Origin of the sequence: Pseudomonas sp. PD9R (assembly GCF_019200975.1) — a bacterium.
GTDB lineage: Bacteria > Pseudomonadota > Gammaproteobacteria > Pseudomonadales > Pseudomonadaceae > Aquipseudomonas.
Map to the genome: position 1 here is coordinate 122,938 of NZ_JAHTMR010000014.1, position 15,488 is coordinate 138,425.

The 15,488-nt window shown below is 60.2% G+C and carries 16 protein-coding genes and 2 pseudogenes; 10 read left to right on the forward strand and 8 right to left on the reverse strand.

Annotated elements, in window-relative coordinates; genetic code table 11:
• Positions 1–53: 53 nt before the first annotated feature.
• Both queD and KUF73_RS23845 read right to left on the reverse strand, forming a co-directional pair.
• Complete coding sequence (gene queD / locus KUF73_RS23840; protein WP_046042818.1) at positions 54–410, reverse strand: 6-carboxytetrahydropterin synthase QueD; 357 nt, start codon at positions 408–410, stop codon at positions 54–56.
• A 76-nt stretch (positions 411–486) separates the two neighbouring features.
• Entirely contained in the window at positions 487–1,566 is a 1,080-nt protein-coding gene (locus KUF73_RS23845) for a patatin-like phospholipase family protein (RefSeq protein WP_218440526.1), read from the reverse strand.
• A gap of 272 nt (positions 1,567–1,838) precedes the next feature.
• Here KUF73_RS23845 and KUF73_RS23850 point away from each other — a divergent pair, with 272 nt between their 5' ends.
• From KUF73_RS23850 to KUF73_RS23865, 4 genes are read left to right on the forward strand one after another with little or no spacing between them, the layout of a single operon-like run.
• Positions 1,839–2,147, forward strand: a complete 309-nt coding sequence (locus tag KUF73_RS23850; RefSeq protein ID WP_218440459.1) for a PepSY domain-containing protein — start codon at positions 1,839–1,841, stop codon at positions 2,145–2,147.
• On the forward strand, positions 2,147–2,467 hold the full coding sequence (locus KUF73_RS23855) for a PepSY domain-containing protein (RefSeq protein ID WP_218440460.1): 321 nt from the start codon (positions 2,147–2,149) through the stop codon (positions 2,465–2,467). The genes KUF73_RS23850 and KUF73_RS23855 overlap by 1 nt, the downstream gene beginning before the upstream one ends.
• A 3-nt stretch (positions 2,468–2,470) precedes the next feature.
• Positions 2,471–3,139, forward strand: coding sequence for a response regulator transcription factor (locus KUF73_RS23860; protein WP_218440461.1), 669 nt, complete (start codon positions 2,471–2,473; stop codon positions 3,137–3,139).
• Complete coding sequence (locus tag KUF73_RS23865; protein ID WP_218440462.1) at positions 3,136–4,452, forward strand: ATP-binding protein; 1,317 nt, start codon at positions 3,136–3,138, stop codon at positions 4,450–4,452. Before KUF73_RS23860 ends, KUF73_RS23865 begins: the two co-directional genes overlap by 4 nt.
• Positions 4,453–4,544: 92 nt before the next feature.
• On the opposite strand, the gene KUF73_RS23870 is transcribed toward KUF73_RS23865, so the two are convergent.
• The 3 genes and pseudogenes from KUF73_RS23870 to KUF73_RS31850 form a co-directional block, all read right to left on the reverse strand.
• On the reverse strand, positions 4,545–6,221 hold the full coding sequence (locus tag KUF73_RS23870; RefSeq protein ID WP_218440463.1) for an MFS transporter: 1,677 nt from the start codon (positions 6,219–6,221) through the stop codon (positions 4,545–4,547).
• A gap of 291 nt (positions 6,222–6,512) precedes the next feature.
• Positions 6,513–7,268 (reverse strand): methyl-accepting chemotaxis protein, encoded by a 756-nt coding sequence (locus KUF73_RS31845; protein WP_371135548.1) that lies wholly within the window; start codon positions 7,266–7,268, stop codon positions 6,513–6,515.
• 102 nt (positions 7,269–7,370) lie between these two features.
• Positions 7,371–8,660 (reverse strand): annotated as a pseudogene (locus KUF73_RS31850) (HAMP domain-containing protein); the annotation flags it as partial.
• A 412-nt stretch (positions 8,661–9,072) separates the two neighbouring features.
• Between KUF73_RS31850 and KUF73_RS23880 the strand changes: the two are divergent.
• From KUF73_RS23880 to KUF73_RS31860, 3 genes and pseudogenes are all read left to right on the forward strand, one after another.
• On the forward strand, positions 9,073–10,389 hold the full coding sequence (locus tag KUF73_RS23880; protein WP_218440465.1) for a Na+/H+ antiporter family protein: 1,317 nt from the start codon (positions 9,073–9,075) through the stop codon (positions 10,387–10,389).
• Positions 10,390–10,555: 166 nt separating this feature from the next.
• Positions 10,556–11,326 (forward strand): annotated as a pseudogene (locus KUF73_RS31855) (cache domain-containing protein); the annotation flags it as partial.
• A gap of 201 nt (positions 11,327–11,527) precedes the next feature.
• Positions 11,528–12,232 carry a methyl-accepting chemotaxis protein gene (locus KUF73_RS31860; RefSeq protein WP_371135549.1) on the forward strand — a complete coding sequence of 235 codons (705 nt, stop codon included), beginning with the start codon at positions 11,528–11,530 and terminating at the stop codon, positions 12,230–12,232.
• Positions 12,233–12,337: 105 nt separating this feature from the next.
• On the opposite strand, the gene KUF73_RS23890 is transcribed toward KUF73_RS31860, so the two are convergent.
• Positions 12,338–13,273: a LysR family transcriptional regulator gene (locus KUF73_RS23890; protein WP_218440467.1), complete on the reverse strand. Its 936-nt coding sequence runs from the start codon at positions 13,271–13,273 to the stop codon at positions 12,338–12,340.
• Between the two features lie 227 nt (positions 13,274–13,500).
• Here KUF73_RS23890 and KUF73_RS23895 point away from each other — a divergent pair, with 227 nt between their 5' ends.
• The 3 genes from KUF73_RS23895 to KUF73_RS23905 all read left to right on the forward strand — a co-directional run bounded on the left by KUF73_RS23895 (position 13,501) and on the right by KUF73_RS23905 (position 14,871).
• Complete coding sequence (locus tag KUF73_RS23895) at positions 13,501–13,995, forward strand: DMT family transporter (protein WP_218440468.1); 495 nt, start codon at positions 13,501–13,503, stop codon at positions 13,993–13,995.
• Entirely contained in the window at positions 13,995–14,474 is a 480-nt protein-coding gene (locus KUF73_RS23900; protein WP_218440469.1) for a DMT family transporter, read from the forward strand. The genes KUF73_RS23895 and KUF73_RS23900 overlap by 1 nt, the downstream gene beginning before the upstream one ends.
• A gap of 229 nt (positions 14,475–14,703) precedes the next feature.
• Positions 14,704–14,871 (forward strand): metallothionein, encoded by a 168-nt coding sequence (locus KUF73_RS23905; RefSeq protein ID WP_218440470.1) that lies wholly within the window; start codon positions 14,704–14,706, stop codon positions 14,869–14,871.
• 23 nt (positions 14,872–14,894) lie between these two features.
• Here KUF73_RS23905 and KUF73_RS23910 read toward each other — a convergent pair whose 3' ends face one another.
• Both KUF73_RS23910 and KUF73_RS23915 read right to left on the reverse strand, forming a co-directional pair.
• On the reverse strand, positions 14,895–15,173 hold the full coding sequence (locus tag KUF73_RS23910) for a hypothetical protein (RefSeq protein WP_218440471.1): 279 nt from the start codon (positions 15,171–15,173) through the stop codon (positions 14,895–14,897).
• A 34-nt stretch (positions 15,174–15,207) separates the two neighbouring features.
• The gene (locus KUF73_RS23915; RefSeq protein WP_059405408.1) at positions 15,208–15,435 is read right to left on the reverse strand and encodes a DUF6555 family protein; all 228 of its coding nucleotides are present in this window, start codon (positions 15,433–15,435) and stop codon (positions 15,208–15,210) included.
• Positions 15,436–15,488: the final 53 nt, after the last annotated feature.

The window sequence follows — 15,488 nt, forward strand, 5'->3', positions numbered from 1 at the left end:
GATCAAAAGATCGCAGCCTGCGGCAGCTCCTACATGAGATTTGTGTTGTCGGTTTACTCCCCGCGATAGATGCAACCGCTGGTGCATGTCTCATGAATCCGAATCGCACTAAGCTCCGGCAACAGTGGCTTCAATTCCTGCCAGATAAACTTCGCCAACACTTCACTGGTCGGATTTTCCAACCCGGGAATGTCGTTCAAATAGTTATGGTCCAGACGCTCATACAGTGGCTTGAAGATCGCCTTGATCTCCGAGAAGTCACGAATCCAGCCGGTATGTGGATCAAGGTCGCCGCTCAGGTGAATCGCCACTTTGAACGAGTGACCGTGCAGGCGGCCGCATTTGTGGCCGTCCGGGACGTGGGGCAGGCGGTGGGCGGATTCGAAGGTGAACTCTTTGAAAATTTCCACAGTATTTGTCAGCTCTGTTCAGGTGGCGATCGCCGCGGCGATTTGGGCAGGCGGCGAGTTTAACAGTTTGTCCTGACTAAAGGGTCAGCAAGCGCTCGCCGAGGCGACCGTTGGCGGCCAGTTCGAGGAACTCATCGCCGAGGCGACGGCTTTCATCCATCGCTGCGCGCCAGTATTTCTGCCGGCTCGGTGCATCGCCCATGAAGCGCTTGAAGTCGTTTCTGTCCGGCAGTTTGCCGTAGGGCAGACGCGCCAGATATTCCTTGGACGGCGCCAGCAGCAACACGTTCTGCAAACGCGTCGGGCAGGCACGGCGCCACGGCAGGGTTTTGTCGAACCAGCCGGGAATCACCCGGTCGGTGAAGTGCGGGTAGAGCACGATGTCGTTACCGCTGTAGGGCAGGTCGAGGTGATAGTCCAGCAAACCGCCGTCGCGAAATGTACCCGCACCTGCACCGGGCAAGTCGCGCACGCCTTCCATCACCATCGGGATCGATCCCGAGGCGAGCAAGGCCTGACGCAGATTGCCGGCGTCGAGCGCGACGAAGCGCGACGGAAAGTCGTTCAATTCATTGAGCGGTGGCGCCAGGCGCGGGTCGTGGATGATCAGCCGTTCGAAGTGCCGCGACAGCCGTGCGCGCCCACGCAGGTTGTCGGCGATCACCGACGACAGGCCCAGCCCCAAGCGGCCGCGATGATCGTCCGCGAGCAGGCCGTGGCTTTTGACCACCATGATGTTCAGGCGGTAATGGGCGTTGTCGAGGAGGGCGGCATCGCGGCCGTCGAGCAAGTCATCAAGCATGCGCCGCGAGCTCTGGCTGATCTGCGCCATGGTCACGCCTTTGGCGAAGTTCTGCTCGGTGTAGAGATGGCCGAGGCGGCGGATGCCTTCGGTGGCATCCGGCAGACAGGCGCTGGCAAAGCGCCAGGAGCCCACCGAGGCACCGATCAGCGAGCGCTCACGAGGCGCGGCCGGCAGCCATTCACCGAACAATGCCAGGTCCAGACCCTGAATCCCCAACGCCTTCGGGCCACCGGCGGCACCCGGCAGTGTGCCGACGTCGGCGGCGCTCAGGCCGTTTTCACGGATGCGCGCAAAGGCACGCGGGCCGGCCTTGAGGGTCAGCGAGGGGAACTTGATGTGGATGGCGGTCATACCGGTCTCGAATGTTGGCAAGCGGAAAATTATAAACAGGGTCACCAACGCCGGGTACACCTGCGATGGCATGGCCGCCTGCGCTCTATGTAGGAGCTGCCGAAGGCTGCGATTTTTTGATCCTGCTTTTAAAAACCAAGATCAAAAGATCGCAGCCTTCGGCAGTTCCTACAGGTTTTCGGCGTCAGCAATGATGGCCATTCAGCTTCAATTAAGTTCAGATCGCTAAGGTGCCATTCGTAGGCAACACATAAAAGAATACGGAGACACCCATGAAACCCCTGACTGCCCTGTTCAGCGCATCCATCATCGGCCTGAGCGCCGGCCTCGCGCATGCCCGCGATCTGGGGCCGGATGAAGCCTTGAGGCTGCGTGACGCTGGTACCATTGTGTCCTTCGAGAAGCTCAACGCCAGCGCACTGGCCAGGCACCCGGGTTCTAAAATCAGCGAAACCGAGCTGGAAGAAGAGTACGGCAAGTACATCTACCAGATTGAACTGCGCGACCCGCAGGGCATCGATTGGGACCTGGAATTAGACGCTGTTAGTGGGCAGATTCTCAAGGATCATCAGGATTCGTAATGACACTGCTTTCATTTTCTAATCGGCGCGCCGGCAGCCTGGCGCTACTGTTTCTGGCTTTCTGCTCGGTGGTCATGGCCCGCGATCTCGATCAGGACGAAGCGCTGCGCTTGCGCCAGCAAGGCGTGATCCTGCCGCTCGAACAATTATTGAAGCAAGCGCTGGACCGCTATCCCGGGGCGAAGCTGCTCGAAGCCGAGCTTGAAGAGAAACACGACGTCTATATTTATGAAGTCGAGTTGCTCACCGTTGAAGGCGTGGTCCGAGAGCTCGACCTCGACGCCGCCACTGGCCGTTTACTGAAAGACAAGGAAGATTGATCCATGCGTTTGCTCCTGGTGGAAGACCACGTGCCCCTGGCCGACGAATTGATGGCTGGCCTCAATCGCCAAGGGTATGCCGTGGACTGGCTGGCCGATGGGCGCGATGCGGTGTATCAGGGCAGCACCGAGCCTTACGACCTGATCATCCTCGACCTCGGCCTGCCGGGGTTGCCGGGCCTTGAAGTGTTGGCGCAGTGGCGCGCCGCCGGACTGGACACGCCGGTGCTGGTTCTCACCGCCCGCGACTCCTGGGCTGAACGCATCGAAGGTCTCAAGACCGGTGCCGATGATTACCTGACCAAGCCTTTTCATCCGGAAGAGCTGCACCTGCGGGTCCAGGCATTGCTGCGTCGTTCCCACGGTCAGGCCAACCAACCGACCCTGAAAGCCGCCGGCCTGCATCTGGATGAAGGTCGTCAATGCGTGACCCGCGATGGCGCGGACATTCAGCTGACCGCCGCCGAATTCCGCTTGCTGCGCTATTTCATGCTGCACCCGGAACAGATCCTCTCCAAAAGCCACCTCGCCGAACATCTCTACGACGGCGAGACCGAGCGCGATTCCAATGTGTTGGAAGTGCACGTCAATCACCTGCGCCGCAAACTTGGGCGCAGCGTGATTGAAACCCGTCGCGGCCAAGGGTATCTGTTCGGCGGACAAAACCAGTGAGGTCGATCCAGCGCCGCTTGAGTCTGGGGCTGATCAGCGTGATGGTGATTGTCGGCCTGGTGCTGGCGCAAACCAGTTTGTGGCTGTTCGAAAAGGGTTTGCAGCGCTACCTCGAAGCCGGGTTGCGCAACGACAGCGAGAGCCTGTTGGTGGCATTGGTGCGGGGCCCGCAGGGTTTGCAGCTGGATGAGCGACACCTGTCACCGGCCTATCAACGGCCTTTTTCCGGGCACTATTTCCGCATCGATTTTGCCGACAGCCATTGGCGATCACGTTCGTTGTGGGACCAGGAATTGCCACGCCTCGAAGAGCCCGGCTTGCACAGTAATCTGCAATTGGGGCCGGAAGGGCAGCAATTACTGGTGCTGCGTTCGGACTATCGCCGCTTGGGCCAGTCGATTTCCATCAGCGTGGCGCAGGATTACACACCGGTGCGCGAGAGCTTCCTGCGCATGCAACAGATCGGCCTGGGACTTGGGCTTGCCGGTTTGCTCCTGATTTTGCTGTTGCAACGGATCACCGTGCGTCGTGCGTTGCGGCCACTGGAGAGCGCCCGCGAGCAGATCGCACAGTTGCAGCAGGGCCAACGCTCGCAACTCGATGATCAGGTGCCGGTGGAACTGGAGCCATTGGTGGCGCAGATCAACCATTTGCTGGCCCACACCGAAGACAGCCTCAAGCGTTCGCGCAATGCCCTGGGCAATCTCGGTCACGCCTTGAAAACGCCGCTGGCGGTGTTGTTGAGCCTGGCTTCGAGCGAGCAACTCGACGCACACCCGCAACTGCGCAAGACCCTCAAGGAACAACTGGAACAGGTCCAGCAACGGCTCAACCGTGAACTCAACCGCGCCCGGTTGGCCGGCGATGCACTGCCGGGCGCATTGTTTGACTGCGATGCCGAACTGCCGGGGTTGCTGGCGACCTTGAACATGATCCACGGCGAACATTTGGTGTTGAGCTATCGCGCTGCGGCCGGTCTGCAATTGCCGTGGGATCGCGAGGATTTGCTTGAACTGCTCGGCAACCTGCTGGACAACGCCTGTAAATGGGCGGATGCCGAAGTCCGGCTGAGTGTGGTCGAGACCGCCGAAGGGTTTGAACTGAGTGTGGAGGATGATGGGCCGGGCATTCCCGAAGACCGTCGCGATCAGGTGTTCAGCCGCGGCGCGCGACTGGATGAACAGACTGACGGGCATGGTTTGGGCTTGGGGATTGTGCGGGACATTGTCGAGGCGTGGGGCGGGACTTTAAGGTTACAGGTGAGTGAATGGGACGGCCTGAAAGTGACAATCGAATTGCCCAAACACACCTGATGCAATACCTGTAGGAGCTGCCGCAGGCTGCGATCTTTTGATCTTGAAAAATCAAAGTCAAAAGATCGCAGCCTGCGGCAGCTCCTACAGTTTCAGGTGTGATGAATCTCCCGATCCTTGGTTTCCGGCATGAAGAAAATGCCCAGGACAGCCGTCATCACCGCGATAACAATCGGGTACCACAGCCCGTAGTAGATATCGCCCGTGGCGGCGACCATGGCGAACGCCACCGTCGGCAGGAAGCCGCCGAACCAGCCGTTGCCGATGTGGTAGGGCAGCGACATCGAGGTGTAGCGGATGCGCGCCGGGAACAGCTCCACCAGCCAGGCGGCAATCGGCCCGTAGACCATGGTCACGTAGATCACCAGGATCGTCAGGAACAGCAGGACCATCGGGTAATTGGTTTTCGCCGGATCGGCCTTCTCGGGGTAGCCGGCGTCTTTCAACGCAGTGGCGAGCGTGGCGGTGAAGGCATCGTTGCGAGTCTTGAAGTCGGCGGCCGGCATGGCGGTGCCTTCAAAGCTCTGGACTACTTTCTCGCCGATTCGCACCTGCGCAACAGTGCCCGGCTCGGCCTTCACGTTCTTGTAGGGAATGGCCCTTTTTGCCAACACGGTCTTGGCCAGGTCACAGGAGCTGGTGAATTTGGCCTTGCCCACCGGATCGAACTGGAATGAACACTGGCTGGGGTCAGCAATCACCGTGACCGGATTTTTCTCCTGGGCGATGAAAACATCGGGGTTACCGTACTGGGTTAGCGCATGGAAGATCGGGAAGTAGGTCAACGCCGCCAAAATGCAGCCAGCCATGATGATGCCCTTACGGCCGATGCGGTCGGACAGGCTGCCGAATATGACGAAGAACGGCGTGCCAATCAGCAGGGAACCGGCGATCAGCAGGTTGGCGGTCTGCGGGTCGATCTTCAGCGTCTGCAACAGGAAGAACAGCGCGTAGAACTGCCCGGTGTACCAGACCACCGCTTGGCCGGCGGTACCGCCGAGCAGGGCCATGATCACGATTTTGAGGTTGTCCCAGCGGGCGAAGGATTCGGTCAGTGGCGCCTTGGAGGCCTTGCCTTCAGCCTTCATCTTCAGGAACACCGGCGACTCGCTGAGTTGCAGGCGGATGTACACCGAAACGATCAGCAACAGGATCGACAGCAGGAACGGAATCCGCCAGCCCCAGGCTTCGAAGGCCTCCGTGCCGAGGGCGGTACGACACGCGAGGATCACCAGCAGCGACAAAAACAGACCGAGAGTCGCGGTCGTCTGAATCCATGAGGTGAAGTAGCCGCGCTTGCCTTTGGGCGCATGTTCGGCCACGTAGGTCGCCGCGCCGCCGTACTCACCGCCCAGGGCCAGACCTTGCAGCAGGCGCAGGGTGATCAGGATGACCGGGGCCGCTACGCCAATGGTCGTGTAGTCGGGTAGCAAACCCACCACGGCGGTGGAGACACCCATGATCACGATAGTGATGAGGAAGGTGTGTTTGCGCCCGATCATGTCGCCCAGTCGGCCGAACACAATGGCGCCGAAGGGCCGAACGGCGAAGCCTGCGGCGAACGCGAGCAAGGCGAAAATGAAGGAAGTGGTCTCGTTGACGCCAGCAAAGAAGTGCTTGGCGATGATCGCGGCGAGGGAGCCATAGAGGTAAAAGTCGTACCACTCGAACACGGTGCCCAGGGACGAGGCGAAGATGACCTTGCGCTCCTCCTTGGTGATCCCGTGATGGGGAGCGCTGCCGGTGGACGTGTTGTCGATTGCCGCCATGGGTGTTCTCCGTCTTTTCTCGTGTAGGCCGGAGCACCTCACTTTCATCGTCGCGCCCTGGCCCAGGGCTGTGTCAGCGGATTACGGTTAGCGCGAAAACAGGGATACAGGCTGACGACCTCGTATTTGCACAAGGTTCCTAGAAGCATAATCAGCTTTTTACAGATATCCACTCGGATCAAAATCAAAAGATCGCGGCCTGCGGCATCTCCTACACGGTCAATGAAGGAGCTGCCGCAGGCTGCGATCTTTTGATCTTGCCCTTACCGGTCGAGCTGAATGTCCGAACAGTTAAACCCGGAACTGGTCCATCAAACTTTGCTGCTGATTCGCCAGGCTATTGAGCGACTGACTCACCCGTGCCGATTCATTGGCTTGCCCCGACAGCGACTCGGTGACATCGCGAATGGTCGCCACGTTGTTGTTGATCTCCTCGGCCACCGCGCTTTGTTCTTCAGCGGCGCTGGCGATTTGCAGGTTCATGTCGCTGATCACCGTCACCGCATCGCCGATCTGCCGCAGCGCAGTCACGGCTTGTCCAACCTGATCGACGCTGCCCTGAGCCAGGCGATGGCTGTTGCCCATCGAACCGACCACATCCTGAGTGCCGCTTTGCAGTTGCTCGATCACCACGCGGGTTTCTTCGACCGACTCCTGGGTGCGGCGTGCGAGGTTGCGCACTTCATCGGCGACCACGGCAAAGCCGCGCCCGGCTTCACCGGCACGGGCCGCTTCGATGGCGGCGTTGAGCGCCAGCAGGTTGGTCTGTTCAGCGATGGCGCGGATCACTTCCAGGACCGAGCCGATCTTCTCGCTGTTGGCCGCCAGGCCTTCGACCTGGACCATCGCCGCGCTCATGTCGGCGGCGAGGTTGTCGATGCTGGTGGTGGTGCGATCTATCACGGTCAGGCCCTGACGAGTTGCCGCATCAGCATCGCGCGCAGCCTGTGCCGCTTGCGCGGCACTGCGGGCGACGTCCTGGGCGGTGGCGCTCATTTCGTGGGACGCGGTGGCGACCTGATCCACCTGGCGGTATTGCTGTTCCATGCCGGCGCTGGTTTGCGTGGCGATGGCGGACGACTGGTCGGCGGTGCTGCGCGCATCCTGCACCGAGCGTTTGACCTCGGCGATGATCGGTTGCAGCTTGTCGAGGAAACGGTTGAACCAGCCTGCCAACTGGCCCAGCTCATCCTGTTTGTCGTAGGCCAGGCGGCGGGTCAGGTCGCCTTCGCCGCTGGCGATATCTTCGAGCATGTGCGCCACGCCGAGGATCGGTTTGGTCACGCTGCGGGCCATCAGCCACACCAGCAACAGGCCGATCAACGCCGCCAATACGCCGAGGCCGAGTTCGGTCAGGGTGCCGGCGGTGTTGCTTTCATCCAGTTGCTTTTTCAGGGCCTCGGCAGGGCCGACCAGGACTTTTTCCGGTACGTCGAGCAACACGCCCCAGGATTTGCCGCCAGGAATCGGCTGGAATGGCGACAGCACTTTGAGTTGTTGATTGTTGTGCAGGCTGGTGGTCTTGCTGGCGCCGGCGAGCATGCGCATCAGCTCGGCACCACTGGCCTGGTCCACGGCTTCCAGGCGCTGGCTGAGTTTGCTGGCGTCGCGGCTGTAGCCGGCGAGCAAACCGGCCGGGCTGACAATGCTGACGCCGGTCTGGCCGTCATAGAGCTTTTTACTGGCGCTCTGGCTGACCGCCTGCAAGCTGTTGAGGTTGATGTCCACCGACAGCGAGGCGATGGCTTTGCCGTTGACCATCAGCGGGAAAGCGATGCTGGTCATCAGCACGTTCTGGCCGTCGATCCTATAGAAGTAAGGTTCGATCACGCAGGGCTTCAGGCTGGTGCGCGGGCAGGTGAACCAGGCGTTGGCCGCTTCGCCGCTAGGGCCGGTACTGATGTCGGCGATGTCTTTTTCCGGCAGTGGCATCGAGGTCAGTTTGCCTGGCGTCGGTTGCGACCAGTACAAGGCAAAACGGCCTTTTTCATTACTGCCGACGTCGCTCTGGTCGGCGAACAGTTCGTCCTTGCCGTCCAGCGCATTGGGTTCGAACACCAGCGAAAGGCCGAGCAGTTCCGGGTTGGCTTGCAGCGCCGACTTGACCTGGCGGGTCAGGTCTTCGCGCAGGTCGAAGGCATCGAGAAAGCGCTTCTCGGCCTGGTCACGCAGAAACAGCACCTGACGGGAAAAACCGTGACCATATTGATAGGCGTCCATGAACTGCTGGCGGATGCCCAGCGCCTGGTTTTCACCCTGAGACTCGATCCGGGCCTGCGCGGCTTCGGTCAGCATCTCCATACTCGATGCTTTCACCAGCGCGGAGCTGTGCTCCATGCGATACAGCGAAAGACCCACCAGCAGAGTCACGATGCCCGCCAGGCACAGCCCGGCCAGCAGGGTGATTTTCCATTGAATGGAGAGTTGTCTGAGCGACATGGAGACGTCCTTATTCGATAAATATCTGAGACTTTGCACTGTAGCGGCCGGTATTTGGCTTTCTTGATGCCGCGAGCAGAATATCGAATCCCCCTGTAGGAGCTGCCGAAGGCTGCGATCTTTTGATCTTGATCTTGATCTTCGGCGGTTGCACAGATGGCCAAAAAACAAGATCAAAAGATCGCAGCCTCGTTTCACTCGACAGCTCCTACGGTCCTACGGTCCTACGGTCCTACGGTCCTACGGTCCTACGGTCCTACGGTTCTACGGTCCTACAGGGGTTGGCGTAAGTTTTGACAAGGCGACAGCGGTCCGGCACAGTGCGCGCCCTCTAATAAAACCCATTATTAATCCGCTGGCGGCTCACGCAGACTGCCGGCCGGACTCTTTCCGCTTGTCTTGAGGTAACGAAATGAATGCAGTCATTGCCGCGGTGGGCATCATGCTGGTTCTCAGCCTGTCCCGCGTGCATGTGGTCATCGCACTGATCGTCGGTGCGTTGGTGGGCGGTTTGACCGGCGGCCTGGGGATCGATGCGACCCTCAAAGCCTTCAACAGCGGCCTCGGCGGCGGGGCGACGGTGGCGTTGTCCTACGCGTTGCTCGGTGCTTTCGCCGTGGCCATTGCCAAGTCCGGCCTGGCCCATGCCTTGGCCGATAAGGCGTTGGCGATGGTTGACCGTCAGCACGCCACGGGCGGTGGTCAGGTCAAGTGGCTGCTGATCGGTCTGCTGTGGGTGGTGGCCATCGCTTCGCAGAACATTCTGCCGATACATATCGCGTTTATCCCGTTGCTGGTGCCGCCACTTCTGTATGTGCTGACCAAGTTGCAACTGGACCGTCGACTGATCGCCTGTGTCATGACCTTCGGTTTGATTACGCCCTACATGTTCCTGCCAGTGGGCTTCGGCAACATCTTTCTCAATGAAATCTTGCTGGCCAACGTCGCCCGCAGCGGTGTGGATATCAGCGGCATCAACGTCACCCACGCCATGGGCATCCCGGCGCTGGGCATGGTGGCGGGCCTGTTGATCGCGTTCGTCAGCTACCGCAAAAAACGTGTCTACGATCTGGCGAAGATCGAGCAAGTCGAGCAGGTCGCGGTGCAGTACAACCCGTTGAGCCTGATGGTGGCCGGGGTGGCGATTGCGGCGGCGTTCATTGTTCAACTGCTGCTGGACTCGATGATCATCGGCGCACTGGTGGGTTTCCTGATTTTCTCGGTATCGGGCGTCGTCAAATGGCGCGACACCGATGACCTGTTCACCGAAGGCATGAAGATGATGGCGATGATCGGTTTCATCATGATCGCCGCCTCGGGGTTCGCCGAAGTGATGAAGGCCACCGGTGAAGTGCAGACGCTGGTCGAATCGTCGGCGTCGTGGATCAACCACAGCAAAGGCGTCGGTGCCTTGTTGATGTTGCTGGTGGGGCTGCTGGTGACCATGGGCATCGGCTCGTCGTTTTCCACCGTGCCGATCCTCGCAGCGATTTTCGTACCGCTGTGCGTGCAACTGGGCTTCAGCCCGTTGGCGATTGTGTGCATCGTCGGCACGGCCGGTGCGCTGGGTGACGCCGGTTCGCCTGCCTCGGACTCGACACTCGGCCCGACCTCCGGCCTGAACATCGACGGCCAGCATCACCACATCTGGGATACCGTGGTCCCGACCTTCCTGCACTACAACTTGCCGTTGCTGGCGTTTGGCTGGGTTGCCGCGATGGTCCTTTGATTTAAAAGCAGAAGATCAAAAGATCGCAGCCTGCGGCAGCTCCTACACGGTCAATGTAGAAGCTGCCGCAGGCTGCGATCTTTTTTTTGGCGTTCAACTTTTGACCCAACGTGCCGTTAAAGCCTTTAACCACGCCAACAAAATCAAAAGAGTGAACGTCATGCGCATGAGCCTGAAGGCCAAAGTCCTGTCCCTTGCCGTCCTGCCGGTGTTGCTCTTTGCGCTGGTCATCAGTCTGACCACGTTGTTCATCCTGCAGGGCCAGGCCCGCCACGAAGTCGAGGAAACCCGCGAGCGCCTGCTCAGCGATGCCAAGGCCACCCTGCAAAGCTACGTTGCCGTGGCCATGACCACGATCAAACCCCTGTATGACGCGGCCGCTCCCGGCGATGACGCGGCACGGGTGCAGGCGATCAAATTGCTGTCGAGCATCGCCTACGGCAAGGAAGGCTACTTCTTCGGCTACGACTCCAACACCGTGCGTCTGTTCAAGGCCAACAGCCCGGAAGGCGTGGGCCAGAGCTTCAAGGACAACCGCGATTCGAACGGCGTCTACGTCAACCGTGACCTGGTGAAAGTCGCCAAGGAAGGTACGCATTACCTGCAATACAGCTCGCCGCTGCCGGGTAACAGCCAGGTGCAGGTGCCCAAGCTCGGTTACACCGAATACCTGGCGAAGTGGGACATGGCCGTGGGTACGTCGGTCAACCTCGACGGCATCGAGGCGCAGGTCGCCGTCGTCGAAGCCCAGGTTCAGGAGCGCATGCAAGGCGTGGTGCTGAGCATTGTCGGGGTGGCCGTGGTGGTGCTGTTGCTGATCGCCGCCGTCGGAATGCTGCTGGCCAACACCATTCTGCGTCCGCTGAACCTGATGAAAGCCAACCTCGACGACATCGCGGCGGGCGAGGGCGACCTGACCCGTCGCCTGACCATCACCAGCCAGGATGAACTGGGCGAACTGGCCGGTTCGTTCAACCGCTTCGTCGACAAGATCCACGGTCTGGTGCGCCAAATCACCGAAATGACCTCGCAACTGACCGGGCTGGTGAATCAGGTCTCCGACCAGGCCAACCGTTCGGACCAGGCCATGGAGCGTCAGCGCCACGAGACCGATCAGGTCGCCACGGCGATCAATGAAATGTCTGCCGCCGCTCAGGAAGTGGCCAAGAGCGCGCAAAACGCTGCGGTTGCCGCGCAGCAGACAGACGAAGAAGGCCAGGCCGCCAAGCGCGTGGTGGCCGGCAGCATCGTGAAGATTCATGCATTGGTGGATGACATTCGCAGCAGCGGCGTGTCCCTCGACAGCCTGCAAAAAGACGTGTCGTCGATTGTCAGCGTACTCGGGGTGATTCGTTCGATTGCCGAGCAGACCAACCTGCTGGCGCTCAACGCCGCCATCGAAGCTGCCCGTGCCGGTGAGGCGGGGCGTGGTTTTGCGGTGGTGGCTGACGAAGTACGGGCCCTGGCCAGCCGCACGCAAATCAGCACTCAGGAAATTCAGGGCATGATCGACCGCTTGCAGGCCGGCACGCAGTCGGCGGTGGAAGCCATGCGCCGTTCCAGCGAGGCCGGTGACGGCACGTCCGCTCAGGCCAATGAGGCCGGCGCGTCGCTGGACACCATGGCCCAGTTGATCGCCACCATCAATTCGATGAACGCACAGATCGCCAGCGCCGCCGAAGAGCAGACCGCCGTCGCTGAAGAGATCAACCGCAGCGTGCATCAGATTGCCGTAGCGGTGGACAACGTCGCGGATGAAACCCAACTCGGCGCGCAAACCTCTCGCAGTTTGGCGGACCTTGGTCAGCGTTTGGGCAATCTGGTGGGGCAGTTCCGTATCTGACCCCACGATACCAACTGTAGGAAGCAAAGCTTGCTCGCGAGGGCGATCTTACTGACGCCATCGCCGGCAAGCCGTGCTCCTACAGGATTACTTTGATTGCCAGGTTTAAGGCCTGTCCCAATACGGTACGTCGCCAAAGCACTCGACAAAGAAATCAATCACCGTCCTGACCTTCACCGACAATCTCCGGCTCCCAGGCCAGAGCACGGCAATCTGCTGCGGCTCCAGGCTGTTGGACACCTGATACTCCCCGAGCACCGGCACCAGCGTGCCGTTGTGCACCGCTTCACCAATCAGCCACGACGGAAACATCACCAGTCCCAGCCCCTGCTCAGCGGCTTGGGTCAGGGTGTCGGCGTGGTTGCCGGTGATCGGCCCCTTCACCGAGTAAGGTGTCCACGGCTGCCGACCTTGGCGAAAGAACCAGCGCTGCAGGCCGGTGACGCCTTTGTAGGCCAGGCATTGATGGGCCGCCAGATCGTCGGGACGCTGCGGTGCGCCATGTCGCTCCAGATACGCCGGGCTCGCCGCTACCTGAAAACGGTGCGGCGCGAGAATCCGCGCCTGCATGCTTGAGTCGTGCAGCGGGCCGATGCGAAACAGCAGGTCGGCACCTTCCTGCAATGGATCGACGTAGCTGTCGGTCTGTTGGATATCCAGTTGCAGTTTCGGATAGCGCTCACACAACTGTCCCAACCAGGGCGTCAGGTGACGCTGGCCGAACACCACCGGCGCGTTGATTCGCACCAGGCCGCTGGGTTCGCTTTGCTGTTCCTGCAATGCCTGTTCGGCTTCTTCCAGTTGCACCAGCACCAGCCGCGCATGATGACCGAGCATGCGCCCGGCTTCGGTGGGTGTGACAGCGCGAGTGTGGCGGTAGAGCAATTGCTGGCTCAGCGCCTGTTCCATCAATTGGATCTGCCGGGATATGGAGGAGGGCGCCAGGCCTTCGCGGCGGGCCACTTCGGAAAAGCTGCCATGGTCGAGCACTGCGACAAACAGCCGAAGTGCCTTGAAACCCAGTTCATTGAGGCCGTGCATGACAAAACCTGCTGTGCGAGTTGCGCAAAAGTGTTGTCAGGATGCTCCCATTTATCGCAAAGCAGTGCCACCCGATAATGCTCGCCAATCCAACTGACCACACAACGCACACTGTAGGAGCTGTCGAGTGCAACGAGGCTGCGATCGTTCGATCTTGATCGTTGAGGTCAAAAGATCGCAGCCTCGTTGCACTCGACAGCGCCTACAGGGGGCTCGAGGTGCTACTTATGCAAACTGTGTCAATCAAAGAGGCGAGCGTTGTTGCAACGCCTTCAACCCGGCCAGGCACGCGGCTTTTGCTGCTGCCGCTGGTGATTCTGGCCGGCATGGGCCTTTCCGTGGAGGCCGGGCTTCTCGGGCCGCTGGGTGTGCAGGTCGGGCACCTGTGGGCGACGTTGAGCATCTTTGGTGTCGGCTCGGCGATTTTGTTTTTGCTGCTGCTGTTCAGCGGCCCGCAACGTGGGCCGGCCCTGAACGAATTGCCGCGCTGGCAATTGATCGGCGGCTTTCTGGGGCCGATCTACGTGGTGGTGCTGACACTGGCCACGCCGCACATCGGTATCGCGATGACCATGATCGCGATCCTGTCCGGGCAGGTCGGCAAAAGCGTGCTGATCGACCATTTCGGCTGGTTCGGCGCCACCCGGAAAAAAGTTAACGCCGAACGTTGGCTGGCCTTGCTGCTGATTGTCGCGGCACTTGTTCTGATTGCCCGGGGTTGATGATGAGTCTGATTATTTTGTTGGCGGTGGTCGTGGCGGCCGGTGCGGTGTTGAGTGTGCAAGCGGCTATCAATGGGCGTCTGGGCGAAACGGTGGGCGTGTTGCGCAGCAGTTTGTTGACCTTCGCGGTGGGCGCTGTCAGCACCGGGTTGCTGATTGTGTTTTTTGAGCCGGCCCATGCGGTGAGCTTGCTGGACGTGCCGAAATGGCAGCTCAGTGGGGCGCTGTTTGGCGTCGTCTACATGATGGTGATGGTGGGCGCGGTTCCTCGGGTGGGGACGGCGGTGGCGACGGTGGCAGTGATCGTCGGGCAATTGGGAATGGGGATGTTGATTGATAATTTCGGCTGGTTGGGGAATCCGGCGATCGAGTTGTCGGGGAGCCGGGTTTTGGCGATGGTGCTTTTGGGGATGGCCCTGGTGTTCATGTATCGCAGCAGTTTGCGGCGGGGATCAACATTGGTAGAGGCACCGGTGTAGGTAGCAGAGGGTTGAGGGAAGGCTCAGCTCAAGAGCTGAAGGCGAGCTAAAGCTCGGCCTGATGAGTGGTGAGAAGCAAAGCGGTACGCCGCTCCCCTGCAGGAGCTGCCGAAGGCTGCGATCTTTTGATCTTGCCCCTCAAAAACAACATCAAAAGATCGCAGCCTTTGGCAGCTCCTACACTGGTAGGACGGGTTGCATTTGCGACCATACCAATGGAGTCAGGCCCATGATCAACAGTGAAAGTACCTGCGACTGCCCCAAATGCTCATGCAAGCTGGGCGATCATCCGATCGCGCGTCACGGCAAGCACTATTGCTGTGAGGCGTGCGCCAAGCATCACGAGCACGGTGAAGAATGTTCCAGCAAGGGCTGCAAGTGCGCCCACGCCAAATAATTCGTTCGCGCTAAACGTGGAGCCTAGTCGGGCTCCACTTCCAGTTTCAGGCTGTCATCGTCCAGCCGTTCGGTGTGGCGAACGGTACCCGTCAACCGGCGCCCGTCGACTCTGAGCACGAGGGTCTTGGCCTGCTCCAGGTCTTCCGGCAACGGCGGCGGGATGCGTACCGCGAAGCGGCTCGGGTCATTCAGAACCTGTTCCAGGCCGACCCTGCACTCGGTGCTTTTGGTGATGCGGCCGAACAGCGTATCCAGACCGTAATCCAGATGCGCAGGGCTGCTGACGAGTGTCGATGTCATTACGCTTCCCCCTCCTGAAAAAAGTAGCCAGGCGCTAGTTAGCCGGGCGCCACGTGACGTTTTCCACGCCGAATTTCTCCGCCATCGGCTTGCTGGTCTTTTGCACCTTTTCCCGGCCAAAGCGCGGAATCCGCCCCACACCCGCGTCGCAGCTCGCCCAATGCCAGGCTTCTGCGTTGTCCATTTTATCCAGGCGGATAATGAACGATTTGGGGGCGCCATGAAGGGTGTATTCAATGACGAAGAGTTTTGCATTGTTCATATAGCCCGTATTCCTCCCTGTGGTACATAAACGGATCACGGGCCACACGGAAA